19 protein-coding genes and 3 tRNA genes are annotated in these 24,832 nt (G+C 54.3%); 18 read left to right on the top strand and 4 right to left on the bottom strand.

Going from position 1 to position 24,832, the window contains the following annotated elements; all coding sequences use genetic code 11:
- The first annotated feature begins 231 nt into the window (after positions 1–231).
- The gene (gene mdh / locus AC6I8W_RS18465) at positions 232–1,167 is read left to right on the top strand and encodes a malate dehydrogenase (RefSeq protein WP_497836177.1); all 936 of its coding nucleotides are present in this window, start codon (positions 232–234) and stop codon (positions 1,165–1,167) included.
- 35 nt (positions 1,168–1,202) lie between these two features.
- On the opposite strand, the gene mscM is transcribed toward mdh, so the two are convergent.
- The 3 genes from mscM to rsgA all read right to left on the bottom strand — a co-directional run bounded on the left by mscM (position 1,203) and on the right by rsgA (position 6,626).
- Positions 1,203–4,538 carry a miniconductance mechanosensitive channel MscM gene (gene mscM / locus AC6I8W_RS18460; RefSeq protein WP_497836176.1) on the bottom strand — a complete coding sequence of 1,112 codons (3,336 nt, stop codon included), beginning with the start codon at positions 4,536–4,538 and terminating at the stop codon, positions 1,203–1,205.
- Positions 4,539–4,552: 14 nt separating this feature from the next.
- Positions 4,553–5,449, bottom strand: coding sequence for an archaetidylserine decarboxylase (asd, locus tag AC6I8W_RS18455; RefSeq protein ID WP_497836175.1), 897 nt, complete (start codon positions 5,447–5,449; stop codon positions 4,553–4,555).
- A gap of 127 nt (positions 5,450–5,576) precedes the next feature.
- Positions 5,577–6,626: a small ribosomal subunit biogenesis GTPase RsgA gene (gene rsgA / locus AC6I8W_RS18450; protein WP_497836174.1), complete on the bottom strand. Its 1,050-nt coding sequence runs from the start codon at positions 6,624–6,626 to the stop codon at positions 5,577–5,579.
- A 102-nt stretch (positions 6,627–6,728) separates the two neighbouring features.
- Between rsgA and orn the strand changes: the two genes are divergently transcribed.
- The 4 genes from orn (at position 6,729) to AC6I8W_RS18430 (ending at position 7,837) form a co-directional block, all read left to right on the top strand.
- Entirely contained in the window at positions 6,729–7,277 is a 549-nt protein-coding gene (orn, locus tag AC6I8W_RS18445) for an oligoribonuclease (protein WP_497836173.1), read from the top strand.
- 281 nt (positions 7,278–7,558) lie between these two features.
- Positions 7,559–7,634, top strand: a tRNA-Gly gene (locus tag AC6I8W_RS18440).
- A 26-nt stretch (positions 7,635–7,660) separates the two neighbouring features.
- A tRNA-Gly gene (locus AC6I8W_RS18435) sits at positions 7,661–7,736 on the top strand.
- 25 nt (positions 7,737–7,761) lie between these two features.
- Positions 7,762–7,837, top strand: a tRNA-Gly gene (locus tag AC6I8W_RS18430).
- 425 nt (positions 7,838–8,262) lie between these two features.
- On the opposite strand, the gene queG is transcribed toward AC6I8W_RS18430, so the two are convergent.
- Entirely contained in the window at positions 8,263–9,402 is a 1,140-nt protein-coding gene (gene queG / locus AC6I8W_RS18425; RefSeq protein WP_497836172.1) for a tRNA epoxyqueuosine(34) reductase QueG, read from the bottom strand.
- Here queG and nnr point away from each other — a divergent pair.
- The 13 genes from nnr to rnr all read left to right on the top strand — a co-directional run bounded on the left by nnr (position 9,401) and on the right by rnr (position 24,777).
- On the top strand, positions 9,401–10,918 hold the full coding sequence (gene nnr / locus AC6I8W_RS18420) for a bifunctional ADP-dependent NAD(P)H-hydrate dehydratase/NAD(P)H-hydrate epimerase (protein ID WP_497836171.1): 1,518 nt from the start codon (positions 9,401–9,403) through the stop codon (positions 10,916–10,918). The genes queG and nnr overlap by 2 nt on opposite strands.
- 3 nt (positions 10,919–10,921) lie before the next feature.
- A complete protein-coding gene (gene tsaE / locus AC6I8W_RS18415) occupies positions 10,922–11,398 on the top strand; it encodes a tRNA (adenosine(37)-N6)-threonylcarbamoyltransferase complex ATPase subunit type 1 TsaE (protein WP_497836170.1) in 477 nt (158 codons plus the stop codon).
- Positions 11,395–13,044, top strand: a complete 1,650-nt coding sequence (gene amiB / locus AC6I8W_RS18410) for an N-acetylmuramoyl-L-alanine amidase AmiB (protein WP_497836169.1) — start codon at positions 11,395–11,397, stop codon at positions 13,042–13,044. The genes tsaE and amiB overlap by 4 nt, the downstream gene beginning before the upstream one ends.
- Positions 13,045–13,087: 43 nt before the next feature.
- Positions 13,088–14,929, top strand: coding sequence for a DNA mismatch repair endonuclease MutL (mutL, locus tag AC6I8W_RS18405; protein ID WP_497836168.1), 1,842 nt, complete (start codon positions 13,088–13,090; stop codon positions 14,927–14,929).
- Positions 14,922–15,872 (top strand): tRNA (adenosine(37)-N6)-dimethylallyltransferase MiaA, encoded by a 951-nt coding sequence (gene miaA, locus AC6I8W_RS18400; protein WP_497836167.1) that lies wholly within the window; start codon positions 14,922–14,924, stop codon positions 15,870–15,872. The genes mutL and miaA overlap by 8 nt, the downstream gene beginning before the upstream one ends.
- Positions 15,873–15,974: 102 nt before the next feature.
- Positions 15,975–16,286 (top strand): RNA chaperone Hfq, encoded by a 312-nt coding sequence (gene hfq / locus AC6I8W_RS18395; RefSeq protein ID WP_480366160.1) that lies wholly within the window; start codon positions 15,975–15,977, stop codon positions 16,284–16,286.
- 82 nt (positions 16,287–16,368) lie between these two features.
- Positions 16,369–17,649 carry a ribosome rescue GTPase HflX gene (gene hflX, locus AC6I8W_RS18390; RefSeq protein WP_013510697.1) on the top strand — a complete coding sequence of 427 codons (1,281 nt, stop codon included), beginning with the start codon at positions 16,369–16,371 and terminating at the stop codon, positions 17,647–17,649.
- An 80-nt stretch (positions 17,650–17,729) separates the two neighbouring features.
- On the top strand, positions 17,730–18,965 hold the full coding sequence (gene hflK, locus AC6I8W_RS18385; protein WP_497836166.1) for an FtsH protease activity modulator HflK: 1,236 nt from the start codon (positions 17,730–17,732) through the stop codon (positions 18,963–18,965).
- A gap of 3 nt (positions 18,966–18,968) precedes the next feature.
- Positions 18,969–19,973 (top strand): protease modulator HflC, encoded by a 1,005-nt coding sequence (hflC, locus tag AC6I8W_RS18380; RefSeq protein WP_497836165.1) that lies wholly within the window; start codon positions 18,969–18,971, stop codon positions 19,971–19,973.
- Between the two features lie 57 nt (positions 19,974–20,030).
- Positions 20,031–20,228, top strand: a complete 198-nt coding sequence (locus AC6I8W_RS18375) for a DUF2065 domain-containing protein (protein ID WP_480366152.1) — start codon at positions 20,031–20,033, stop codon at positions 20,226–20,228.
- A gap of 160 nt (positions 20,229–20,388) precedes the next feature.
- Entirely contained in the window at positions 20,389–21,687 is a 1,299-nt protein-coding gene (locus tag AC6I8W_RS18370) for an adenylosuccinate synthase (protein ID WP_497836164.1), read from the top strand.
- Positions 21,688–21,878: 191 nt separating this feature from the next.
- Entirely contained in the window at positions 21,879–22,322 is a 444-nt protein-coding gene (nsrR, locus tag AC6I8W_RS18365; RefSeq protein ID WP_497836163.1) for a nitric oxide-sensing transcriptional repressor NsrR, read from the top strand.
- 16 nt (positions 22,323–22,338) lie between these two features.
- Positions 22,339–24,777: a ribonuclease R gene (rnr, locus tag AC6I8W_RS18360; protein ID WP_497836162.1), complete on the top strand. Its 2,439-nt coding sequence runs from the start codon at positions 22,339–22,341 to the stop codon at positions 24,775–24,777.
- Positions 24,778–24,832 lie beyond the last annotated feature (55 nt).

The raw sequence follows: 24,832 nt of genomic DNA, 5'->3' as shown, positions 1-24,832 counted from the left end.
TTATATTATTGAAGTGGTAACAACAAAATGATTGATCATTGCCGACCCCTGTCTTCTGGCTGCGACCTATGATCATTCAGGCGACTTCTGAAGTGTGGATGTCTCGGGAGCCGAATTGCGGCGTCAGTGTTTGCGCGACAGGTTTTGTCGCTATCGCCTGAGAAGTTGATTAAACTCGTAACCCGATGGAAACCCGGCAGATCTCTGCCCCACCTTAATAAGGAGTCCAGGATGAAAGTTGCCGTTCTCGGTGCCGCTGGTGGTATTGGCCAGGCGCTAGCACTGTTGCTCAAGACCCAATTACCCGCAGGTTCAGCCCTTTCGCTTTATGACATCGCTCCGGTTACGCCGGGAGTGGCGGTGGATCTCAGCCATATTCCTACCGCCGTAAAAGTTGAGGGTTTCAGTGGTGAAGATGCCACGCCCGCGCTGAAAGGAGCCGATGTGGTGCTGATTTCCGCCGGAGTGGCACGTAAACCTGGTATGGATCGCGCCGACCTGTTTAACGTTAACGCCGGTATTGTGCGCAACCTGATTGAGCAGGTGGCGAGTACCGCGCCCAGGGCCTTGATTGGCGTGATCACCAACCCGGTTAACACCACGGTGGCGATTGCGGCTGAAGTGTTGAAGAAAGCCGGGGCGTATGACAAGAACCGCCTGTTTGGTGTCACCACGCTGGATATTATTCGTGGCAACACCTTTGTAGCGGCGTTAAAGGGGAAACAACCGGGCGAGATTGAGGTGCCGGTTGTCGGGGGACATTCTGGCGTCACCATTCTGCCGCTGCTGTCGCAAGTCAAAGGCGTGAGTTTCAGTGAGCAGGAAGTTCTGGACCTCACCAAACGTATCCAAAACGCCGGTACGGAAGTGGTGGAAGCAAAAGCCGGTGGCGGTTCTGCGACGCTGTCGATGGGGCAGGCGGCGGCACGCTTCGGCCTGTCGCTGGTGCGCGCCTTACAAGGCGATGCTAACGTGGTTGAATGTGCCTATGTGGAAGGGGATGGTGAATACGCACGCTTCTTCTCACAACCACTGCTGCTGGGCAAAACCGGTATCGTTGAACGCCGCCCACTCGGGCCGCTCAGTCCCTTTGAGCAGCAGGCGTTAAGCAGTATGCTGGATACGCTGAAGAAAGATATCGCCCAGGGCGAAGAGTTTGTGAAATAAACCGACCAGGTGCGCATCCACTGCGCACCTCATTTTTATAACCCACCCGACTTGTAATTCCGAGCAGCAGGTGTGCCATTGCTGGCAGGACTTTTCTTGCCCAGAGTTTCCATACGCACCTGGAACGGTGGGAAGGGCATTTCAATACCGTGCTCGGCAAAACCATGCAAAATCAGCTGATGTAGTTCATGACGTAGCGGCATACGGTGGCCCATTTCAGCCGCATAAACGCGCAGTTCAAACAACTGAATACCTTGCTGCAGATCGACCAGGAACACATCCGGCACCGGTGTATCCAGTACATAGGTGCAGCGCTCGGCCGCTTGCTTCAGGATCAAGGTGACTTCATCGCTATTTACCCCAGCCGGTGCCGGAATAGTCAACACCACACGCGTCACCGAGTCAGAGAGTGACCAGTTAATGAACTGCTCGGTAATAAACGCCTTATTCGGCACAATAATCTCTTTGCGATCCCAGTCAGTAATAGTGGTCGCACGGGTATTGATACGGGTGATACTGCCGGTGAGATCGCGGATGGTGACGGTATCGCCAATACGAATCGGTTTCTCGAACAGAATAATCAGGCCGGAAATAAAGTTGGCGAAAATCTCCTGCAAACCAAAGCCCAGACCAACACCAAGTGCGGCAACCAGCCATTGCAGCTTCGCCCATTCAATGCCAATCATCGAGAAGCCAATCAGTCCACCAATCAGCATCAGGATGTATTTAGTCACCGTGGTGATCGCGTAACCGGTACCGGGCGTCAGGCTCAGGTGCTGCAGCAGCGCCAGCTCCAGCAACGCAGGCATATTTCGCACCAGTTGGGTGGTAATAATCAGCACCAGAATGGCGATCAGAATCGAGCCGAGGGTAATCGGCTGGATGCTTTCCACTCCCTGCACCGTGGTGCTGACATCCCACAGGCGGATATTTTCGAGGAAACCAAACGCCGAGTGAATCTCCGACCACAGCACAATCACCGACACCAGGGCGATCAACGTCAGAATCGAACGTACCAGACGCAATGACTGGGCGCTGATAGCGTCAAGATCGATGACAGGTTCATCTGCTTCCACCCCCTCAGTACTGGCGGAAGTCTGTTCCTTATCCTCTTCACTACGCGCACGGTTTGCCAGCATATCTGCACGACGCTGACGGGCGCGGTCAAAAGCGATACGACGGCGTTGGATGAGCATCCAGCGACGAACAATATGGTAAATCACCAGCAGGAAGAACCAGATACCGACGGAGGTTTCCAGCCGGGCCAACAACGCCTGCGCTGTCGCCAGATAACCGATGCAGGAAGCGAGCGCCGCGACCAGTGGAATGGCGATCATCAGGTTCCACAGAATGCGGTTGATAAAGTTATCGCCGTTACCTTCTTTATCCAGATACAGCGGAATACCGGCGCGTTTCAGGCTGACGGTTACGATACTCAGTGCACCGCAAATCAGAATGAAGCACAGCCTGCCGAGCGTTGATGAAAACTCACGGTCTTCCAGGTTGGCAAAGGCGATTAACAGCATAATCAGCGGCACAATCAGGCCAACGGTGAGCGAGTAATAACGCATTGCACGCGCTACCCGCGCCTGGGGCCAGCGGAAATGCACCACAAATAGGCCATTGGGGCGGGCAAAAGAGGCGCTGATCATAAACGCCCACAGCAGCGGCAGCGTGGCGGTAATACCATCGCCAATTGCCACGGCTATCGGATAGGGCCAGGCGTCCTGTAGACCGTAGCCAAGAGCGGCCCACAACACCGGGATCGGCACGGCAACCAGAATCGACCAGAACACCGTGCGCAGCGTCAGACCAAAATGATCCTGTGTCACCTTGCCAACTTTACTGGCGGCTCGTGCCAGAAAAGCATGGTAGTGGCGGCGTGAACTGATGCTGAACCCAACCAACAGCAGCGCTCCCAGAATTGGTAGCACCGTCTCTTTGTTGGTAAACATCATCGCCAGTGCTTTGCCTAACTGGCCCAGCGTATCGAGCGACAACAAACGCGCCAGAGCCTGCGCCGTATCTACAGGGAAGCTCAGATCAACCGCGCTGACATCAGCAGTCCAGAACAGATAGCGATGGGTGGCATCGCGCACTTCCGTGAGTGCATCCTGTAGCTGGGTATTGGACACTTTGAGTTTGGTGATTTCCAGAATCAGCGTATCGCAGCCGGAAATTAATGAATTAAGCAGCTCGCGCTGGGTCTTTAATTGGGCTTCCAGAATGCGGCTTTGCTCACTGGTGAAGGGCGTGCCATCATCCTGCTTCTCTTTACGTAATGCCTGCTGACGTTCCAGCAAATCCTCATAACGTAGACGTTGTACACGCAACTGGCCCATTTCGTTGTCGATCTGCTGCGATTTAGGCATATCTGGCAGACGCGCCACCTGCGCGCGTAACGCTTCGCCCAGCAGGTTCGATGCACCCAACCACTGCGATTGCTCACGCAGAGTGCTCAGTGCCTGACGGACCTGCAACGTCTGATTGGTTGCCAGGCGTTGCTGCGAAGCGACCAAATCCATGCGTTGTGCCTGCTGGTTAAGATCGGCAGATAACTCACGGTTAACACGGAACTGTTCGCTAATGGCGCTGGGCAGATCGCCGCTATTTTCCGCCAGTTGCTCGGTACGCTCCAGTGCCTGCTCAGCCTCACGCTGTCGCTGATTATTCAACTGATTGCGCAGCGCTTGCAGATAATTATCCAGTTGCGTGGCCTGGCGCTGATGCACTTCGGCACGCATGCGCGCTAATTCCTGGCGATTATTGGCAGACAGCTGCGCCAGTTCCAGTTCATCCACGCGCGCTTTGTTGGCAGCACTCTCCGCCTGGCGTGCGTAAATCTGCGCCTGTTCCTGTGGGGTGGTAGCGGTTGACGCGCCCTGTACCCGACGATCGCTCTCCGTCATGGCCCGGCGCGCTTCGGTTTGTTGCTGCGGCAACTGCGACAGCGAATCGCTGATTTCGCGCGCGCGATCTTGCTCCTGCTGCGCCTGACGCCCTTCTTCCAGCAACTGACTGCTGACCTGCAAAATCTCCTGATCCAACTCGGTGCTGCTCATATTATTGCGCACCGTTTTGCTGCTTTCACTGGTCAGATTGGCGAGTTGTTGGCGCAGTTCGCGCGCCAGGCGTGGGAAGTCGTCAATCACCTGCTGATATTGCTTTGCACGCTCCAGTGAATCATCGCGTTCAGCAAGGAAATTGAGTGCCGTTTCCAGCGTCTGGATTTGTTCCGTTTGTGCAGGTGAACTTTTCGCGGATTTGACGGCGTCCAGCTCCTGTTTCAGGTCACTGGCTTGCGGCACGCTAGCCGCGAAAACAGGGCTACTGAGCCACAGACTCAGCAGCAGGATAAGAAAGACACGCACAGGGAGTAGTCCTGTTAGTCGGCGAGCGGGGTGGTTTCACCCTGCTGCGGCAGAGCGATGGCCAGCGGCTGGCCGAGACGGGTTTTGCTTCCCGCTTCCAGGCTCTCTGCCAGTTTGACACGCTTCGGCGCAAACAGGTTGATCACCGTCGAACCCAGTTTGAAGCGGCCCATTTCCTGACCTTTCAACAGCACGACGGCCCCATCATGATCGGCTGCCGGGTAGCGCCAGCGTTTAATGACCCCTTCGCGCGGCGGCGTGATGGTGCCGGCCCAAACGGTTTCGATGCTGCCCACGATAGTCGCACCGACCAGAATCTGCACCATCGGGCCGTGATCGGTATCGAATACACAAATCACGCGCTCGTTACGCGCAAACAGGTTTGGGATATTGCGTGCGGTCAGTGGATTGACCGAGTAAAGGTCACCGGGTACGTAGATCATTTCGCGCAGGATGCCGTTACATGGCATATGTACACGGTGATAATCGCGCGGCGCGAGGTAGGTGGTGACAAACTCACCGTCCTGGAATTGCTCCGCCAGCGCATCATTGCCAGCCAGCAGAGCCTGCAAGCTGTAGTAGTGGCCTTTGGCCTGGAAAATCTGATCGCCTTCGATGCGACCTAACTGGCTGATAGCACCATCGGCAGGCAGCGCCAGCAGGGTGGCATCGGGATCGATCGGGCGCGCGCCTTCTTTTAACGGACGCACAAAGAAGTCATTAAAGGTGCGATAGCTGGCGGTGTCTGGTTTGCTGGCTTCCGCCATGTCCACTTTGTAGTACCAGACAAAAATATCGATGACCGCTTTGGTCAGCCAGCCACCACGACGACTGGCACCCCAACCGGCAAGTTCGGTCAGTCCTTTCTTAGGCAGAATATGATTCAGGCCGAGCTTAAAACGATCAAACACCTTAGCCTCCTGGCTTTATTACACATCGTTTATACAAAAGGGGGCGGATTGTAGCAGCGCCCCGGTCAGTTGGCGAATGTGCCCTTCATCCTTCGTATTGCTACTCGAAGGATGAAGGGTATACCCGTTAATCCTCGCTGGCGGAAAAGTTTTTACGCGTTTTTACCTGCGCCATACTTTCCAGAATTCGGTGATAGTTATCGAAGCGGGATGCGTCGATGCTGCCGTTCTCTACCGCTTCACGAATGGCGCAGCCGGGATCGTTGCCGTGTTTACAGTCGCGAAACTTACAATCGCCAAGAAACTCACGGAATTCGACAAATCCGCGGGTGATTTGTTCCGGCTCCAGATGCCACAAACCAAATTCGCGTACGCCAGGAGAATCAATCACATCGCCGCCATGAGGGAAATGATACAGGCGTGCGGCGGTGGTGGTATGTTGGCCGAGGCCAGAAACATCCGACACGTCGTTGGTTACAATTTCATCACCCGCAACATCCAGTCCCAGCAGCGCATTGAGTAAGCTCGATTTGCCAACACCAGACTGCCCGGCAAAAATGCTGATGCGATCGGTCAGTGCCGCTTCCAGTTCGTCGAGGCCATTTTTGGCGCGGCTGGACACCATCAGCACGCGGTAACCAATGTGCCGGTAGATCGCCATCTGTTCATCAACAAAGGCGCGCGCTGCGTCATCCAGCAGGTCGATTTTGTTTAATACCAGCAGCGGCTCGATCCCCAGAGTTTCACTGGCGACCAGATAACGATCGATGATGTTAAGTGATAACTCGGGAAGGATCGCCGACACGATAATGATCTGATCGATATTGGCGGCGATCGGTTTGACACCGTCGTAGAAATCGGGGCGTGTCAACACGCTGGTACGATCATATACCGCTTCGACGATCCCTTTGCCGCCGTTCTCATTGGCCGCACGCCAGACCACGCGATCGCCGGTAACCAGTGATCGAATGGTGCGACGGATATTGCAGCGATGTACCTCGCCTGCGCTGTCTTCAACGTCTGCGTGCATGCCGAAGCGGCTGATCACCACGCCATCGGTTGGCTCCCCAAACAGGCTATCATCCGGTTCCGGCTTCTCGCTCCGTTGCTTCAGACGACGCTCGTGGTTCGCGCTTACGCGACGTTGTTGACCCTTCGACAGTTTATTTTTGCTCACGCATCCTCTCAGGCTTTCGCCAGGCTTCGCCCCGCTGGGCAAAACGTCTATGATACACCTTAATTTAGTGTAATGACGACTTTGGCAACGGGCGGAAAATGCATGACAGCTGGAAATGAAAACAATCTGATTTGGATCGACCTCGAAATGACCGGGCTGGATCCAGAACGCGATCGCATCATTGAGATCGCCACGCTGGTAACGGATGCCAATCTGAATATCCTGGCGGAAGGGCCGGTGATGGCGGTACATCAGTCCGATGCGCAGCTGGCGCTGATGGATGACTGGAATGTACGTACCCATACCAATAGCGGTTTGGTGGGTCGCGTCAAGGCCAGCCAGTTTGACGATCATGCCGCTGAACTGGCGACCATTGAATTTTTGCAACAGTGGGTGCCCGCCAATACTTCGCCGATTTGTGGCAACAGTATCGGGCAGGATCGGCGCTTTCTGTTCAAATACATGCCGGAGCTGGAAGCGTATTTCCACTACCGTTATCTTGATGTCAGCACGCTGAAAGAGCTGGCACGCCGCTGGAAGCCCGATATCCTGCCAGGCTTTAAAAAGAGCGGCAGCCATCAGGCGCTGGATGATATCCGCGAGTCAGTCGCGGAACTGGCATACTATCGCGAACATTTTTTGCAGCTTTAATCGCCTCCGGGTGCGCAGGAAAACAGCAGGTTGCTGAATTAATCGGCAAACGCGCGGAAAGCGCAAAATTTTGCTTTCTGGCTCTTGCGATGGAAAGGATTTCTCGTATAATGCGCACCCCGTACCGATGAAGAATTTCGGTGCGGCAAAAAGAACCAGAATCGAGTATTTCAGTTTGCAACAAGGCAGCAACTGAACGAATCCTTGGGAGCTTACGAAAGTAAGTGACTTGGGTGAGTGAAGGTAGCCAACGCAGTGGCAGACAGAAATACGATGATTATGCGGGAATAGCTCAGTTGGTAGAGCACGACCTTGCCAAGGTCGGGGTCGCGAGTTCGAGTCTCGTTTCCCGCTCCAAAATTTGGTTCAGCAGTACCTCCTATGCGGGAATAGCTCAGTTGGTAGAGCACGACCTTGCCAAGGTCGGGGTCGCGAGTTCGAGTCTCGTTTCCCGCTCCAAAATTTGTATAGCAGTACCTCCTATGCGGGAATAGCTCAGTTGGTAGAGCACGACCTTGCCAAGGTCGGGGTCGCGAGTTCGAGTCTCGTTTCCCGCTCCAGATTTTTACATTCATTTAAGTTATTTGTCTTCGGTCACGAGCAAAACTAAAACTGTGGCAGCCAAACCGTTTTTTGGAAAGTTTGCGCAATGCTGCAAAGTCAAAAATTGATGAACTGACGACAGTCGCTGCCATGAGAAGCACCCAGGTTATCCACAATCTGCCCGGCGCATTCAGACGGCGTTTTACCCTATATGCAAAACTGTTTTGAACAGAGTTATCCACAGGCTCTGGACGGTTTCTTATATCTGAAAGTATGTATAAATGTTTACGATAAATTTATAATTTATTGATTTTTATAATTATTTTCATGTTTCAGACTGTTGTTAAACTTACTGGACGATATAACGAGGCATACCGCTAATCGGCCTGATAATTTTATTCACAGCATGTGGAAAAGGATTTTATCCTGCCAATTTGTTCAATCACGCATCACGTGATAAACCTTTTTCAACGGCACGCACCAGACGCAGCTTCTGTGCTGGCTGAACCTCAACCTTGAGAGCGGCGCGTTTCTCGCGTTGTTGCGTTAGCGCCCATTCAATATGCTCATCCAGTAATGGATGCTCCCCAGCACGCTGTTGCAGCACGGCGATATTTTCTTCTGACCAGGGCGCATTGCCCAGCGCCACCGCCACATTACGTGACCAACGCAAATACCCAATGCGACGAATGGCCGATCCTTCAGTAACGTGCAAAAATTTGGCTTCATCCCACATAAACAGCGTGGTGAGCGGTGGAGCATGCAGCATGGCACGCGGTGAAAAATCGTCTTCATCCGTCAGTTGTCCATAACGATTCCACGGACAAATCAACTGGCAATCGTCGCAACCATAGATACGGTTACCGATTAACGGTCGAAACTCTTCCGGAATGGCACCTTCCAATTCAATGGTCAGGTAAGAGATGCAACGCCGCGCGTCGACAGTATATGGCTCGACAATCGCTGATGTCGGGCAAATGGTTATACAGGCTACACAGCGGCCACACTGTTCCTCCTGCGGGGTATCGACGGGCAACGGCAAGTCGATTAGCAATTCGCCAAGGAAAAACCACGAACCTGCTTCACGGTTAAGGATCAGTGAATGTTTACCGGTCCAACCCAGACCAGCTTTGGCTGCCAGTGGGCGCTCAAGTAGCGGGGCGGAATCAACAAACGGGCGAAAATTCAGTTCGCCGCAATGTGTCTGAATCATTTCCCCGAGCTTTTTCAGTCGATTGCGTAATACTTTGTGATAATCGCGGCCCAGCGCATAACGGCTAACATAACCAAGTTGCGGATTCTTCAGCGTGCTGGCGAAGGCAGCTTTGGCAGGCAGATAGTTCATGCGCACGCTGATCACCCGCAGTGTTCCGGGTAGTAACTCATGAGGACGTGCACGCATCATGCCATGGCGCGCCATCCATTCCATCTCGCCGTGGTATTGTTTTTCCAGCCACGCTTGTAGCTTGGGTTCTTCAACGCTGAGGTCGGTATCGCAAATGCCTACCTGTTGGAAGCCAAGTTCGCGCCCCCAGAGTTTAATCTGTTGAGCAAGCTGATGAAGATCGAGAGGGTATGACATGAGAAACCAGGAATTGAATGCTAACCCGCGCAGTTTACCACACTCTGTCTGGCCTGCGCAGGCGATAGGGCAATTGGAGCGTGATGCCGCCGACAGCCAGGGGCTGACCCTGTATGAACTGATGCAGCGCGCCGGGCAGGCCGGTTATGAACTGGCGCGCCGCATATGGCCGGAATCCAGTCACTGGTTGATTCTCTGCGGGCACGGCAATAATGGTGGGGATGGTTATGTGGTGGCGCGCCTGGCACAAGCGGCAGGCATCACGGTCACGCTGCTGGCATGTGAAGGGAATAAACCCCTGCCAGATGAGGCGCAGCAAGCACACGATGCCTGGCTTGCGGCAGGCGGGGTAATTCATGCCGCAGATGCCGTCTGGCCTGAGCAGGTTGAGGTGATCATTGATGCCTTGCTCGGTACCGGGCTGAACCGTGCGCCAGCTGCGCCTTACGACTCCCTGATTACGCTCGCCAATGCGCATGCCGCGCCGGTGTTGGCGATCGATATGCCGTCAGGTCTGGCCGCCGCCAACGGCACTGCGCCAGGGGCGACGATGCGGGCCAGCCATACCTTAAGCATGATTGTGTTGAAACCCGGGCAGCTCACCGGCAAAGCGCGTGATTATATCGGGCAGTTGCATGTGGATGAACTGGGTTTGTCTGCCTTTCTTGTTGGCAACCCGGCGCCGATGCAGCGTGTTGACGCCCAGGCTCTTGTTCGTTGGCTGAAGCCGCGCAAAGCCACTTCGCACAAAGGTGATCATGGTCGCTTATTGGTGGTGGGGGGGGACAGCGGAACAGCAGGAGCGATTCGCATGACGGCAGAAGCCGCGTTGCGAGCGGGGGCAGGGCTTGTGCGCGTACTGACGCATGAAGATAATATCGTACCAATACTCACCGCCCGGCCGGAACTGATGGTGGATGCGCTTGTCCAAGAACGTCTACAGCAGGCGCTGGAGTGGGCGGATGTGATTGCCATTGGTCCTGGCTTAGGTCAGCGCGATTGGGGTAAACAGGCGCTGAAAACTGTTGCAGCCTGTGAAAAGCCGATGCTTTGGGATGCGGATGCGCTTAACCTGCTGGCAATCAATGCGGATTACCGTCAGAATCGCATCATTACGCCGCATCCCGGCGAAGCGGCGCGTTTGCTGGGCGTTAAGACCAGTGAAATTGAGAGCGACCGCATCCATGCTGCCCAGGCACTGGTAAAACGCTACGGAGGCGTTGTGGTGCTGAAAGGGGCGGGTACGGTGATAGCCGATACCCGGGGAATACCGGTGATTGCTGATGTGGGCAACGCAGGTATGGCCTCTGGCGGTATGGGCGATGTATTAAGCGGCATCATTGCCGCGCTGATGGGCCAAAAACTGGCCCTGTTTGATGCGGCCAGTGCAGGCTGTGTGGCGCATGGCGCAGCAGCGGATGCCGTTGCCCGCCAGCGCGGTACACGCGGCATGCTGGCCACTGATTTGTTCGAGCTGCTGTGGCAGTTTGTTAATCCAGAGATGATCCAACAATAAAGAATGAAGACCTGTGTTATTCCTTTGCCCGATGAAGCGGCAACCCTTGACCTTGGCGCGCAGCTGGCCCACGAGTGCAACAGCGCGCTGGTGATTTATTTGTATGGCGATCTGGGCGCTGGTAAAACTACGTTCAGTCGTGGTTTTTTGCAGGCGCTGGGCCATCAGGGCAATGTGAAAAGCCCCACTTATACGCTGGTCGAACCCTATACGCTGGATAGCCGTACGTTATATCACTTCGACCTGTATCGTCTGGCTGACCCGGAAGAACTGGAGTTTATGGGGATTCGCGACTATTTCAGCGGCGATGCCATTTGCCTGGTTGAATGGCCACAGCAGGGTGCGGGTGTATTGCCCGAGCCGGATCTGGCGTTAACGTTGCGCTACGTTGATAACGCACGTGAAGCAGAACTCCAGGCAATTTCAGTGCAGGGCGAGACCTTGCTGCAACAACTCCAGCAGCGCAGGGATCAGGCATGATGTCACGGATGAAAATCGTTTTTGTGGCGCTGCTCTGCCTGTTTTCTACCTCGACATTGGCCGCCACCTTAGCGGACATCAAAGTTGATAACGGCGACAACCAGGCCACCGTCACGCTGAGCTTTAATGGCCAGCCGGTGTATGGTTTCTTCCCGCTGCACAACCCCGACCGCGTGGTACTGGATATCCGCCAGAGCGGCAATATTCAGGGGCTGCCACTGACCTTCAGCGGCGAAAATATCGTCAAGCGTATCCGTAATAGCAAAGCGCAGGATAAGCAGAGCATTCGTCTGGTGTTTGAGCTGACCCAGGCGGCGCGCACGCGTGCAACGACCCAGCGCGACGGTAATCAGTATCGTGTGGTGTTCACCATTCGCGGTACGCAAACAGCAAAACGTAATGCCGCGCCGGTCAGCTCCGTGCGTGAAACACCGAGCAGCAATCAGGGAAACCCGTTCAATGCTAACCCGGTGACCACCGTGAGCAGCAGCAATACCACCATCCGCCCCGGTGGCACGGTGAGCCGTAACGAACAGGTGATTGTCGCGATTGATGCCGGTCACGGTGGGCAGGACCCAGGTGCGACCGGGCAGCGAGGTTTGCATGAGAAGAACGTCACCATCGCTATCGCGCGCAAACTGAAAGCGTTGATGGATCGGGACCCGATGTTCAAACCGGTGCTGACACGCACCGGGGACTACTTTATCTCGGTAATGGGCCGTTCTGAAGTGGCGCGTAAAGAGAATGCCAACCTGTTAGTCTCGATTCACGCGGATGCCGCACCCAGCCATTCCGCAACCGGTGCTTCGGTGTGGGTGTTATCCAACCGTCGTGCGAACAGCGAGATGGCTAACTGGCTGGAGCAGAAAGAGAAACAATCGGAGTTGTTGGGCGGTGCGGGCGATCTGCTGGCGAATACTCAGGCCGATCCCTATCTGAGCCAGGCCGTGTTGGATTTGCAATTCGGCCATTCGCAACGTGTTGGCTATGACGTAGCGGTGAAAGTGTTGCAGCAGTTGCGTGGCATCACGCCGTTGCATAAACGTTTGCCTGAGCATGCCAGCCTTGGCGTATTACGTTCACCGGATATCCCATCTTTATTGGTCGAAACGGGCTTTATCAGTAATTTGGCTGAGGAGCGGCTGCTGGGCAGTAGCGCTTATCAGGAGAAGATTGCTCAGTCGATTTACAAAGGACTGCGTAATTATTTCCTGGCGCATCCGTTGCAATCGATCCCAAAGGAAGAAAATCGACCGCTGGGTAATGCGCCAGCGGTGAGTGTCGCCAGCAATCCGGCGACAGGCACGGTGCAATATACCGGCGTAACGCAACGCCATACCGTGGTACGCGGTGAAACCTTGTCAGGCATTGCCGCGAAATACGGGGTCAGCATGGCGACGCTGCGTGAGATGAACAGCCTGAAACGTGATGTCGTTTGGGTTGGGCAGCGCCTGAAAGTCCCGGCGAAATCGACGGTGACCACCAGTGCTTCCCGTGGTCCGGTACGCCATAAAGTGGTGCGCGGCGACTCGCTGACGGCAATTGCCGCTCATTATGGTGTCAGCCCCAATGCCATCATGCAGGCCAATAATATGAAGTCATCTAACGTGATGCTGGGGCAAACCCTGAAAATCCCGCAATCCTGATTGCTGGCCCTGGGTGGGCCAGCCAGCTACAAGGATCACCGCCATGCCTATACAAATTTTACCGCCGCAGCTGGCAAACCAAATCGCCGCGGGCGAAGTGGTGGAACGTCCGGCATCGGTGGTGAAAGAGCTGGTGGAAAACAGCCTCGATGCCGGTGCGACGCGTATTGATGTGGATATCGAAAAGGGCGGCGCGAAGTTAATCCGTATTCGTGATAACGGTTGTGGTATCGCCAAAGACGAACTGGCGATGGCGCTGGCGCGACATGCCACCAGCAAAATTGCCTCGCTGGACGACCTTGAAGCCATTGTGAGTCTTGGCTTTCGTGGCGAAGCGCTGGCCAGTATCAGTTCGGTTTCTCGTTTGACGCTCACATCTCGCACTGAAGATCAAACCGAAGCCTGGCAAGCCTATGCTGAAGGGCGTGACATGGCGGTCACGGTAAAACCGGCGGCACATCCGGTTGGCACCACGCTGGAAGTCCTCGACCTGTTTTACAACACCCCGGCCCGACGCAAATTCATGCGCACCGAGAAAACCGAATTCACCCATATTGATGAAGTGATTCGTCGTATTGCGCTGGCGCGCTTTGATGTGGCGATTTCGCTCAGTCATAACGGCAAGCTGATGCGCCAATATCGCGGTGTGAGTCAGGATGCGCAGCGTGAGCGCAGGCTTGGGGCAATTTGCGGCACCACTTTTATGCAACATGCGCTGAGGATTGACTGGCAGCATGATGATTTGGCGCTGCGCGGCTGGGTGGCCGATCCGGCCGGTTCACGTCAGGTGACGGAGCTACAATATTGCTACGTCAATGGCCGTATGATGCGCGATAAGCTGATTAATCATGCGATCCGTCAGGCGTATCAAACCCAGCCAGGTGATGAGCAGCAGCCAGCATACGTACTCTATCTGGAAATTGACCCGCACCAGGTGGATGTTAACGTCCATCCGGCCAAGCACGAAGTCCGTTTTCACCAGTCACGTCTGGTCCATGATTTTATCTGGCAGGGGGTGATGAGCGCCTTGCAGGCCAGCCGTGTTGCAGAATTACCGATTGCCCATGCAGAGGAGCCTGCACCGCAGTGGCAGCCGGAGAATCGGCAGGCGGCGGGCGGCAATCATTTTTCCCAACCGACGGCAACGCCACGCCGTTCAGGGGCATCAGGCGGTGGCTGGCAGCCACAAGAGCCGACCTACAGCGCACGTGAAGGGGCGGCATATCAGAAGCTGATACAAACCCCGGTCAGCGTCTCTGAGCCGATAAAATCCCCTTCCGTACCTGAGCCAATGCGTAAACCCGAAAGCGAGACGCCGCTCCCGGCCCATGTGCAAAGTTTTGGGCGAGTACTGAGCGTGGTTCGGCAGTGTTATGCCTTGCTGGAGCGGGGTGAAACGCTGCAATTACTCTCTTTACCGGTGGCCTCGCGCTGGCTAAAACAGGCCCAGTTGCAACCTGGAGAAGAAGGATTGAAACCGCAGCCGTTGCTGATCCCTGTCAGGCTGAAAGTCGCAGCGGAGGAGATGGCGGTAATAGGTCGACAATCGGCGTTATTAACTGCAATGGGCATTGATTTACAACGAGAAGGCCAGCATGTGACGCTCCGCGCGGTGCCTTTACCGTTACGAACACAAAATTTACAAATCTTGATTCCAGACCTGTTAGGCTATCTCGCCCGGCAGCAAGAGGTTTCTGCATTCGCGCTGGCTCAGTGGCTGGCCCGTCGTGACGATGCAGAGGCCGTGCACTGGAATCACTCACAGGCGATTGCGTTGCTGACGGAGCTGGAACGGCTATGCCCGCAACTGTTAAAGTCACCGCCATCTGGCCTGTTACAGGCCGTTGAGATTGAGAGTGCGATTAACGCGTTGAAGCATGAGTGAACAGAACCAGGCTAGCCGGCCTAAGGCAATTTTTTTGATGGGCCCGACAGCCTCCGGTAAGACGGCACTGGCAATTTCGTTGCGTCAGCATCTTCCGGTGGAACTTATTAGCGTTGACTCTGCCTTAATCTATCGCGGGATGGATATTGGCACGGCGAAGCCGTCCGAACAGGAGTTAGCGCAGGCACCCCATCGTTTGCTGGACATTCGCGACCCGGCGGAGGTGTATTCCGCTGCCGAGTTTCGTCGCGATGCGTTGGCAGAAATGGCGGAAATCACCCAAAGGGGTAAGATTCCGTTGCTTGTTGGTGGAACCATGCTCTACTTCAAGGCGTTGCTTGAAGGATTGTCGCCGTTGCCCTCGGCCGATCCGGACGTGCGTCAGCGGATAGAGCAAATGGCGGCGGAGAAAGGTTGGGACGCCTTACACCGCCAGCTGTGTGAAATCGATCCGGTCGCCGGTGGTCGTATTCATCCGAATGATCCGCAGAGACTTTCGCGAGCACTGGAAGTTTTTTTTATTTCGGGTAAAACTTTAACGGAACTGACAAAAACATCCGGTGAAGCGTTACCCTACGACGTGTATCAGTTCGCAATCGCTCCGGCGAACCGCGAAATGTTACATCAACGCATTGCGTTGCGTTACAACCAGATGCTGGCGTCAGGATTTGAAGCGGAGGCTCGCGCTCTGTTTGCACGAGGTGATTTGCATACGGATATGCCTTCCATTCGCTGTGTTGGTTATCGTCAAATGTGGTCTTACCTCACTGGCGAAATCGATTACAACGAAATGGTTTATCGGGGAATTTGCGCAACCCGGCAGCTCGCGAAACGCCAGATGACCTGGTTACGTGGCTGGCCCGACGTGCACTGGTTAGACAGTGACGAGCCAGATTTAGCGCGTAATGCGGTGCTTCAGGTTGTTAGTGCGAAGCAGGGATGATTGTGTACAATTGATCCGTTATCGTGCGCAAATTTTTTACGCAGTTTTTCTGAACTACGGTTCAAAAAGTAACAAACAACAAGCATATAAGGAAAAGATAGAATGGCTAAGGGGCAATCATTACAAGACCCGTTTTTGAACGCACTGCGTCGTGAACGTGTACCGGTTTCGATCTATTTGGTGAATGGTATTAAGCTGCAAGGGCAGATTGAATCCTTCGATCAGTTCGTTATTTTGTTAAAAAACACGGTTAGCCAGATGGTGTACAAGCACGCCATCTCTACGGTGGTTCCTTCTCGTCCGGTATCGCACCATAGCAACAATGCGACCGGCGGAAGCAGCAACTACCACCACAGCGGAAGCAACCAGGCCGCTCAGTCGCAGCCACAACAAGACGGCGATAACGCAGAATAATTTTTTGTGTTGCCGTGAAGCCAGGGCTGGAGAGCGAGACCGTTTTCCCGTCCTGGTTATTTTATTTTAGCGAGGTTATAGCTTGTTTGACCGTTATGATGCCGGTGAGCAGGCCGTACTGGTACACATCTGGTTCTCCCAAGACAAAGAGCTGGAAGATTTGCAGGAGTTTGAAACTCTTGTCTCTTCTGCGGGCGTCGAAGCGCTGCAGGTTATTACTGGCAGTCGTAAAGCGCCACATCCCAAATATTTTGTCGGTGAAGGAAAGGCAGTTGAAATTGCCGATGCGGTGAAAGCGAGTGGAGCATCGGTCGTTTTATTCGATCATGCCTTATCCCCTGCTCAGGAACGAAATCTTGAGCGGCTGTGCGAATGTCGCGTTGTCGATCGCACCGGCTTAATTCTTGATATTTTTGCCCAGCGCGCCCGCACCCACGAGGGTAAATTGCAGGTCGAGTTGGCACAGCTACGTCATCTGGCAACGCGCCTGGTTCGTGGCTGGACGCACCTTGAACGTCAGAAAGGCGGTATCGGTTTGCGTGGTCCGGGTGAAACCCAGTTGGAAACGGACCGTCGTTTGCTGCGCAACCGTATCAGCCTGATCCTTTCCCGTCTTGAGCGCGTGGAAAAACAGCGTGAACAGGGACGACAGGCGCGCGCCAAAGCTGATGTGCCAACCGTTTCGCTGGTGGGGTACACCAACGCCGGTAAATCCACCCTGTTTAACGCCATCACGTCTGCGGATGTTTATGCTGCGGATCAACTGTTTGCGACGCTGGACCCTACTTTGCGCCGCCTTAATGTGGCGGATGTGGGTGAGGTGGTGTTGGCAGATACGGTAGGTTTTATTCGTCACCTGCCTCATGATTTAGTGGCGGCATTTAAGGCAACATTGCAGGAAACGCGTCAGGCTACCTTACTGATGCATGTGATTGATGCTGCTGATTTACGCGTCAATGACAACATCGAGGCGGTTAACGAAGTGTTGGCAGAGATTGAAGCCGATGAGATCCCAACTCTGCTGATCATGAACAAGATCGATATGTTGGACGGTTTTGTGCCGCGTATTGATCGTGATGAAGAAAATAAACCGATCCGCGTCTGGCTTTCCGCTCAGACCGGCGTCGGTCTGCCATTATTATGGCAGGCACTATCAGAACGTCTGGCGGGTGAAATTGCGCAATATGATCTGCGTTTGCCACCTGAAGCTGGACGTCTGCGCAGTCGCTTCTACCAGTTACAGGCGATTGAGAAAGAATGGAATGAAGATGATGGCAGTGTGGGTTTACATGTACGAATGCCGATTGTCGACTGGCGTCGTCTGTGTAAACAGGAGCCGTCGCTAGCCAGTTATATTGTTTGACCGTTGCCCAACTCATTTACCGCAATAGCCAGACCATCGGCTGCCAGGTAAAACGTAAATACAATAAATGGAGTAGAGACATGGCGTGGAATCAGCCCGGTAATAACGGACAGGACCGCGACCCGTGGGGAAGCAGCAATAATCAAGGCGGCAACTCTGGGGGAAACAAAGGAGGTCGCGATCAGGGACCACCTGATCTGGATGATATCTTCCGTAAACTGAGTAAAAAACTCGGTGGACTGGGTGGTGGCAAACAGAATGACAGCGGCCAGCGCAGCGGTGGCAGCGGTGGCAAGCTGGTTGGCATCGTTGCTGCTGCGGCAGTGATTATCTGGGCAGCCAGCGGGTTCTACACCATCAAAGAAGCGGAACGTGGCGTCGTCACCCGCTTCGGTAAATTCAGCCATCTGGTTGAGCCTGGCCTCAACTGGAAACCCACTTTTATCGACCATGTACAAGCTGTCAACGTGGAAGCCGTGCGTGAACTTGCTGCTTCTGGCGTGATGCTGACGTCGGACGAGAATGTGGTGCGCGTGGAAATGAACGTGCAGTACCGCGTGACCGATCCTGAGCGTTATCTGTTTGCCGTGACCAGTGCTGACGACAGCCTGCGTCAGGCTACCGACAGCGCGCTGCGTGGCGTCATTGGCCGTTCCACCATGGATCGTATCCTGACGGAAGGCCGTACCGTGGTGCGTAGTGAAACCCAGCGTGAAATTGACGAAACCATTCGTCCATACAACATGGGGATCACGCTGCTCGACGTTAACTTCCAGGCGGCACGTCCACCGGAAGAAGTGAAAGCCTCGTTTGACGATGCGATCGCTGCACGTGAAAACCGCGAGCAGTACGTGCGTGAAGCGGAAGCCTATGCCAACGAAGTCCAGCCACGGGCTAATGGTCAGGCGCAGCGTATTCTCGAAGAGTCGCGGGCTTATAAAGCGCGCACCGTGCTCGAAGCGCAAGGTGAAGTGGCGCGTTTTGCGCTCATGCTGCCGGAATATAAGGCGGCTCCGCAGATCACCAAAGAGCGTCTGTACATCGAAAGTATGGAACGCGTGCTCAGCCATACTCGCAAAGTACTGGTTAGCGATCGTAGCAATAACCTGATGGTACTGCCTCTGGATCAATTGATGCGTGGCGGTCAGCCCGTAGCGGGTCAAACCGGTCAGAAAAATACCGACTTGATGAAGTTGCCACCTGCGGATAGCAGCGCCAGCAGCAGCGACACGTCATCGTACAGTCCGAGCAGCATCATGGATCAGCGTCGCGCTAATGCGCTACGTAACGATACCCAGCGTCAGGGGAGGGAGTAATCGATGCGTAAGCCAATTATCGCCGTAATTATCGTAGTGCTGGTGGTGCTTTACGCGTCACTGTTCGTGGTACAGGAAGGTCAGCGCGGCATCGTGCTGCGTTTCGGCAAGGTTCTGCGTGATAGCGAAAACAAACCGCTGGTGTACGCTCCTGGTCTGCATTTCAAGATTCCATTTATTGAAACCGTGAAATCGCTGGACGCACGCATTCAGACTATGGACAACCAGGCAGATCGTTTTGTCACCAAAGAGAAAAAAGATCTGATTGTTGATTCCTACATCAAATGGCGTATCAGCGACTTCAGCCGTTATTACCTGGCAACGGGTGGTGGTGACGTTTCGCAGGCTGAAGTGCTGCTGAAACGTAAATTCAGTGACCGTCTGCGTTCTGAAATGGGACGTCTGGACGTGAAAGACATCGTGACTGACTCACGTGGCCGCTTGACCACCGATGTCCGCGATGCGCTGAACACCGGTAGCGCTGGCAACGATGACGAAGTTCAGACGCCAGCGGCTGACGATGCGATTGCCAACGCGGCAGCACGTGTGGAGCGCGAAACCAACAGCAACGAACCGGCACCGAATCCGAACAGCATGGCGGCGCTTGGCATCGAAGTGGTTGACGTGCGGATTAAGCAAATCAACCTGCCGGCTGAGGTGTCTGATGCGATCTACAACCGTATGCGCGCCGAGCGTGAAGCGGTAGCTCGTAGCCAGCGTTCGCAAGGTCAGGAAGAGGCGGAAAAACTGCGTGCCCAGGCGGATTATCAGGTAACCCGTACGCTGGCTGAAGCGCAGCGTGAGGCACTGATTACCCGCGGTGAAGGGGATGCGGAAGCGGCGAAACTATTTGCGGATGCGTTCAGTCAGGATCCGGATTTCTATGCCTTTATCCGCAGCCTGCGAGCTTACGAGAACAGCTTTGCGGATAATCAGGATATTCTGGTTTTAAGCCCGGATAGCGATTTCTTCCGTTATATGAAGGCGCCCTCTAACGCCACGCGTTAATAACTGATATAAATTTAAGGCCGACAATCATGTCGGCCTTTTTTTTGGGGAATGATAATGAACACAACCATCTGGATGGCACTGGCTTTGGTGCTGGTTCTGGAAGGGCTGGGGCCGATGTTTTTGCCGCGTATTTGGCGACGCATGATTCTGGCAATGGCGCAGATGCCGGATCGTCTGTTACATCGCTTTGGTGGCGGACTGGTAGTGGCAGGTGTGGTGATTTATTACATGATCAGCGTACATGCGAACTAAATCGCCACGCAGTATTGTGTCTTGCAGTCAATTTTCCCCCAACATGTTGTGAGCTGATCAAAACTCAGGCAAAAAACCGCGCAATCGTATGCTAAAAGAGCTGAAAGTGGAAAAGTCAGGTGGTAGAATCCATTTTTAAGCAATCGGTGATTTTGAAAAAATGGGTAAGAACGTCGTCGTACTGGGCACCCAATGGGGTGACGAAGGTAAAGGTAAGATCGTAGACCTTCTCACAGAGCGCGCGAAATACGTCGTGCGCTATCAAGGTGGTCACAATGCAGGCCACACGCTTGTCATCAACGGTGAAAAAACCGTCCTTCACTTAATTCCATCGGGCATTCTGCGTGATAACGTCACCAGCATTATCGGTAACGGCGTTGTTCTGTCGCCTGAAGCGCTGATGAAAGAGATGAAAGGCCTTGAAGATCGCGGTGTACCGGTACGTGAACGTCTTCTGCTGTCTGAAGCTTGCCCGTTAATCCTGCAATATCATGTTGCCATGGATAAAGCGCGTGAAACTGCTCGCGGTGCTAAAGCTATCGGCACCACGGGTCGTGGTATCGGCCCGGCATACGAAGATAAAGTGGCTCGTCGTGGTTTGCGCGTGGGCGACCTTTTCAACAAAGAAACCTTCGCCGCTAAACTGAAAGAAGTGGTGGATTACTACAACTTCCAGCTGGTGCATTACTACAAAGAAGAAGGCGTTGATTACGACAAAGTGCTGAACGATGTGATGGCGGTTGCCGACATCCTGACCAGCATGGTGGTTGACGTATCTGAACTGCTGGATACTGCGCGTCAGCGTGGTGATCTGATCATGTTCGAAGGTGCACAGGGTACGCTGCTGGATATCGACCACGGTACTTATCCGTACGTGACTTCATCGAACACCACCGCAGGTGGCGTGGCGACCGGTTCAGGTATTGGCCCGCGTTATGTCGATTACGTGCTGGGTATTGTGAAAGCTTACTCAACTCGCGTGGGTGCAGGTCCGTTCCCGACTGAACTGTTTGATGAAACCGGCGAGTTCCTGTGTAAAAAGGGCAACGAGTTTGGTGCCACGACTGGTCGCCGTCGTCGTACTGGCTGGCTGGATGCGGTTGCCGTACGCCGTGCCGTACAGATCAACTCGCTGTCAGGTTTCTGCATGACCAAACTGGACGTGCTGGATGGCCTGAAAGAAGTGAAAATTTGTGTGGCTTATCGCATGCCGGATGGCCGCGAAGTCACCACCACGCCGCTGGCTGCAGAGGGCTGGGAAGGTATTGAGCCGATCTACGAATCAATGCCGGGCTGGAGTGAAAACACTTTTGGCGTGAAAACGTTGGAAGGTCTGCCGCAAGCCGCACGTGACTACATCAAACGTGTGGAAGAGGTAACCGGGGTTCCGGTGGATATTATTTCTACTGGTCCTGACCGTGAAGAAACGATGATTTTGCGCCATCCGTTCGACGCATAATCCCCTCAGGCCGGACTCAGTCCGGCCTCTGTTTATCTGCTCTTTGACTCCGCTCACACCATTTTTTCTTGCAAATATCGATAGTTGCCTGAAAAAAACGCACCGGCCTTCACGCACTGGTTTATCATCATAATTAAACACCACGCCCACTGGCGCATAACAATAACGTCTGATGATTCACTGAGGTAAATGTGCAGCTTACAAGTTTTACCGATTACGGTCTGCGCGCCCTGATATACATGGCGACGTTGCCGGAAGGCACACAGACCAACATTACCGAAGTGACCGATACCTACGGGGTGTCGCGTAATCACATGGTCAAAATCATCAACCAACTCAGTCGGGCAGGGTTCGTGGCCGCAACGCGCGGTAAAAACGGCGGAATTCGTTTAGGCATGGACCCGGAAAAAATTATCATTGGCGACGTTGTCAGAAAAATGGAACCATTACAATTGGTTAATTGTAGCGAGTGTTCCATTACGCCCGCCTGTCGCTTGCGCAAAGCCTTAAGCGATGCGGTCCAGTTATTTCTAAAGGAACTGGACAATTACACGTTGGCTGACCTCGTCAAAGGGAACGACCCTTTGTACCAAATTTTATTGTCCGAACCGCCGGTGGCAATCCATCAAAAATGACATCGGAGGAACCGTAATGTCAAAAGACCCTTTTCAGGAAAGAGAAGCTGAAAAATATGAAAACCCGATCCCAAGTCGGGAATTTATCCTGGCGCTTTTAGAAAAGCGTGAAAAACCTGCCAACCGCGATGACATCGCGCAGGAACTCAACATCAGTGGCGAAGAGCAACTGGAAGCGCTGCGCCGTCGCCTGCGCGCAATGGAACGTGACGGGCAACTCGTCTTTACCCGCCGTCAATGCTACGCCCTGCCGGAACGCCTCGATCTACTACGCGGCAAAGTGATTGGCCACCGTGATGGCTATGGCTTCCTGCGCGTGGAAGGACAGAAAGATGATTTCTATCTCTCCTCAGAGCAGCTGAAACTCTGCCTGCACGGTGACGTGATTCTGGCCCAGCCTGGCGGTGCCGATCGTAAAGGCCGGCGCGAGGCGCGCGTAGTCCGCGTGCTGGAACCGCGTAACAGCCAGATTGTTGGTCGCTACTTCACCGATGCTGGCGCGGGCTTTGTGGTGCCGGACGACAGCCGTCTGAGCTTCGATATCCTGATCCCGCAGGACCAGACGCTGAATGCACGTATGGGTTCCGTGGTAGTGGTGGAAATCACTCAACGTCCAACACGTCGCACCAAAGCATTGGGTAAAGTGACTGAGGTGCTGGGCGACAATATGGGCACCGGTCTGGCTGTCGATATGGCGCTGCGTACCCATGAAATCCCCCATGTTTGGCCAGAAGCGGTAGAAAAGCAGATCGCCAAACTGAAAGAAGAAGTCCCGGAAGCGGCGAAGAAAGGCCGCGTCGATCTGCGCCAATTGCCGTTAGTTACTATTGATGGCGAAGATGCACGTGATTTCGATGATGCGGTTTACTGCGAGAAAAAACGTGGTGGCGGCTGGCGTTTATGGGTCGCGATTGCTGACGTCAGCTACTACGTGCGTCCGGGCACGGCGCTGGACAACGAAGCGCATCAGCGCGGGACCTCAGTTTATTTCCCGTCGCAGGTAGTCCCGATGCTGCCGGAAGTGCTGTCGAATGGTCTGTGTTCACTTAACCCGCAGGTCGATCGCCTGTGTATGGTGTGTGAAATGACCATCTCCGCCACTGGCAAGCTTACCGGTTATAAACACTATGAAGCGGTGATGAATTCACACGCACGTCTGACCTACACCAAAGTGTGGAATATTCTGCAAGGTAACCCGGAGCTGCGCGAGCAATATGCGCCACTGGTGAAACACCTCGAAGAGTTGCACCGTATGTATCAGGTGCTGGAGAAGGCGCGCGAGCAGCGTGGCGGTATTTCGTTCGAAACCGAAGAAGCCAAATTTATCTTCAACGCCGATCGTCGTATTGAGCGGGTTGAGCGCACGGTACGCAATGATGCGCACAAGCTGATTGAAGAGTGCATGATTCTCGCCAACATCGCCTCGGCGCGTTTTGTTGAGAAGAACGAAGAACCGGCGTTGTTCCGCGATCACGATCGTCCCAGTGATGACAGCATCACCAGTTTCCGTACCGTGCTCAACGAGCTGGGCCTGAGCCTGCCGGGTGGCAGCAAACCGCAGCCGATTGATTATGCGGAGTTGCTGACGCAGATCGCCGATCGACCAGACGCGGAAATGCTGCAAACCATGCTGCTGCGTTCGATGAAACAAGCGGTGTACGACCCGGAAAATCGGGGTCACTTTGGCCTGGCACTGGCGTCGTATGCACACTTCACCTCGCCGATCCGTCGCTACCCGGATCTGCTGCTGCATCGCGCTATCAAATATCTGCTGGCGAAAGAGCAGGGTGAAGAGCAAGGCAACACCACCGCTACCGGCGGTTATCACTACGACATGCAGCAGATGCTGCAACTTGGTCAGCACTGCTCCATGACCGAGCGCCGTGCTGATGAAGCCACCCGCGACGTTGCCGACTGGTTGAAATGCGACTTTATGCAGGATCAGGTGGGTAACGTCTTCAATGGCGTGATCTCCAGCGTGACCGGCTTTGGCTTCTTCGTGCGCCTCAACGATCTGTTTATCGATGGTCTGGTGCACGTATCATCGCTGGATAACGACTACTACCGCTTCGATCCTGTGGGTCAGCGTCTGATAGGTGAGTCGGGTGGACGTACTTATCGCCTCGGTGATGCGGTGGAAGTGCGGGTTGAAGCAGTGCATATGGATGAACGCAAAATCGACTTTGCGCTGATTTCCAGCAAGCGTGTGCCGCGTGGCGAGGGCAAAACCGCCCGCGAGCGCGAGAAACGCGATGGAAAGCCACCGGCGAAGCGTCGTCGTGATGCCGGTAAAAATGTGAATTTCGAGCCGGATGCTGCTTTCCGCAGTGACAAGAAAAAACCTGCGAAAGCGAAAAGCGAGAAAAAAAGCAAAAAAGTCTCGGAAAAAACCCGTAAAATCGCCGCCGCCACGAAGGCTAAGCGTGCGGCGAAGAAGAAAACCAGCGAAGCCTGATGCCGTAACGTGCTGGCATATTTTGTAGCGGCGCGATTTATCGCGCGCCTTTTAA

This window comes from Pantoea sp. X-Soil-TKNS-1211 (assembly GCF_059730495.1).
This window is presented reverse-complemented; position numbering and strand designations above follow the sequence as displayed.

Bases quoted from the DNA above. Each gene is read 5' to 3' on its own strand.
- rnr (WP_497836162.1), top strand. From the start codon at position 22,339: ATGTCAAAAGACCCTTTTCAGGAAAGAGAAGCTGAAAAATATGAAAAC.
- queG (WP_497836172.1), bottom strand. From the start codon at position 9,402: ATGTCATACCCTCTCGATCTTCATCAGCTTGCTCAACAGATTAAACTC.
- amiB (WP_497836169.1), top strand. From the start codon at position 11,395: ATGATGTCACGGATGAAAATCGTTTTTGTGGCGCTGCTCTGCCTGTTT.
- miaA (WP_497836167.1), top strand. From the start codon at position 14,922: ATGAGTGAACAGAACCAGGCTAGCCGGCCTAAGGCAATTTTTTTGATG.
- AC6I8W_RS18370 (WP_497836164.1), top strand. From the start codon at position 20,389: ATGGGTAAGAACGTCGTCGTACTGGGCACCCAATGGGGTGACGAAGGT.
- orn (WP_497836173.1), top strand. From the start codon at position 6,729: ATGACAGCTGGAAATGAAAACAATCTGATTTGGATCGACCTCGAAATG.
- nnr (WP_497836171.1), top strand. From the start codon at position 9,401: ATGAGAAACCAGGAATTGAATGCTAACCCGCGCAGTTTACCACACTCT.
- hfq (WP_480366160.1), top strand. From the start codon at position 15,975: ATGGCTAAGGGGCAATCATTACAAGACCCGTTTTTGAACGCACTGCGT.
- AC6I8W_RS18375 (WP_480366152.1), top strand. From the start codon at position 20,031: ATGAACACAACCATCTGGATGGCACTGGCTTTGGTGCTGGTTCTGGAA.
- hflC (WP_497836165.1), top strand. From the start codon at position 18,969: ATGCGTAAGCCAATTATCGCCGTAATTATCGTAGTGCTGGTGGTGCTT.
- mdh (WP_497836177.1), top strand. From the start codon at position 232: ATGAAAGTTGCCGTTCTCGGTGCCGCTGGTGGTATTGGCCAGGCGCTA.
- hflK (WP_497836166.1), top strand. From the start codon at position 17,730: ATGGCGTGGAATCAGCCCGGTAATAACGGACAGGACCGCGACCCGTGG.
- tsaE (WP_497836170.1), top strand. From the start codon at position 10,922: ATGAAGACCTGTGTTATTCCTTTGCCCGATGAAGCGGCAACCCTTGAC.
- mutL (WP_497836168.1), top strand. From the start codon at position 13,088: ATGCCTATACAAATTTTACCGCCGCAGCTGGCAAACCAAATCGCCGCG.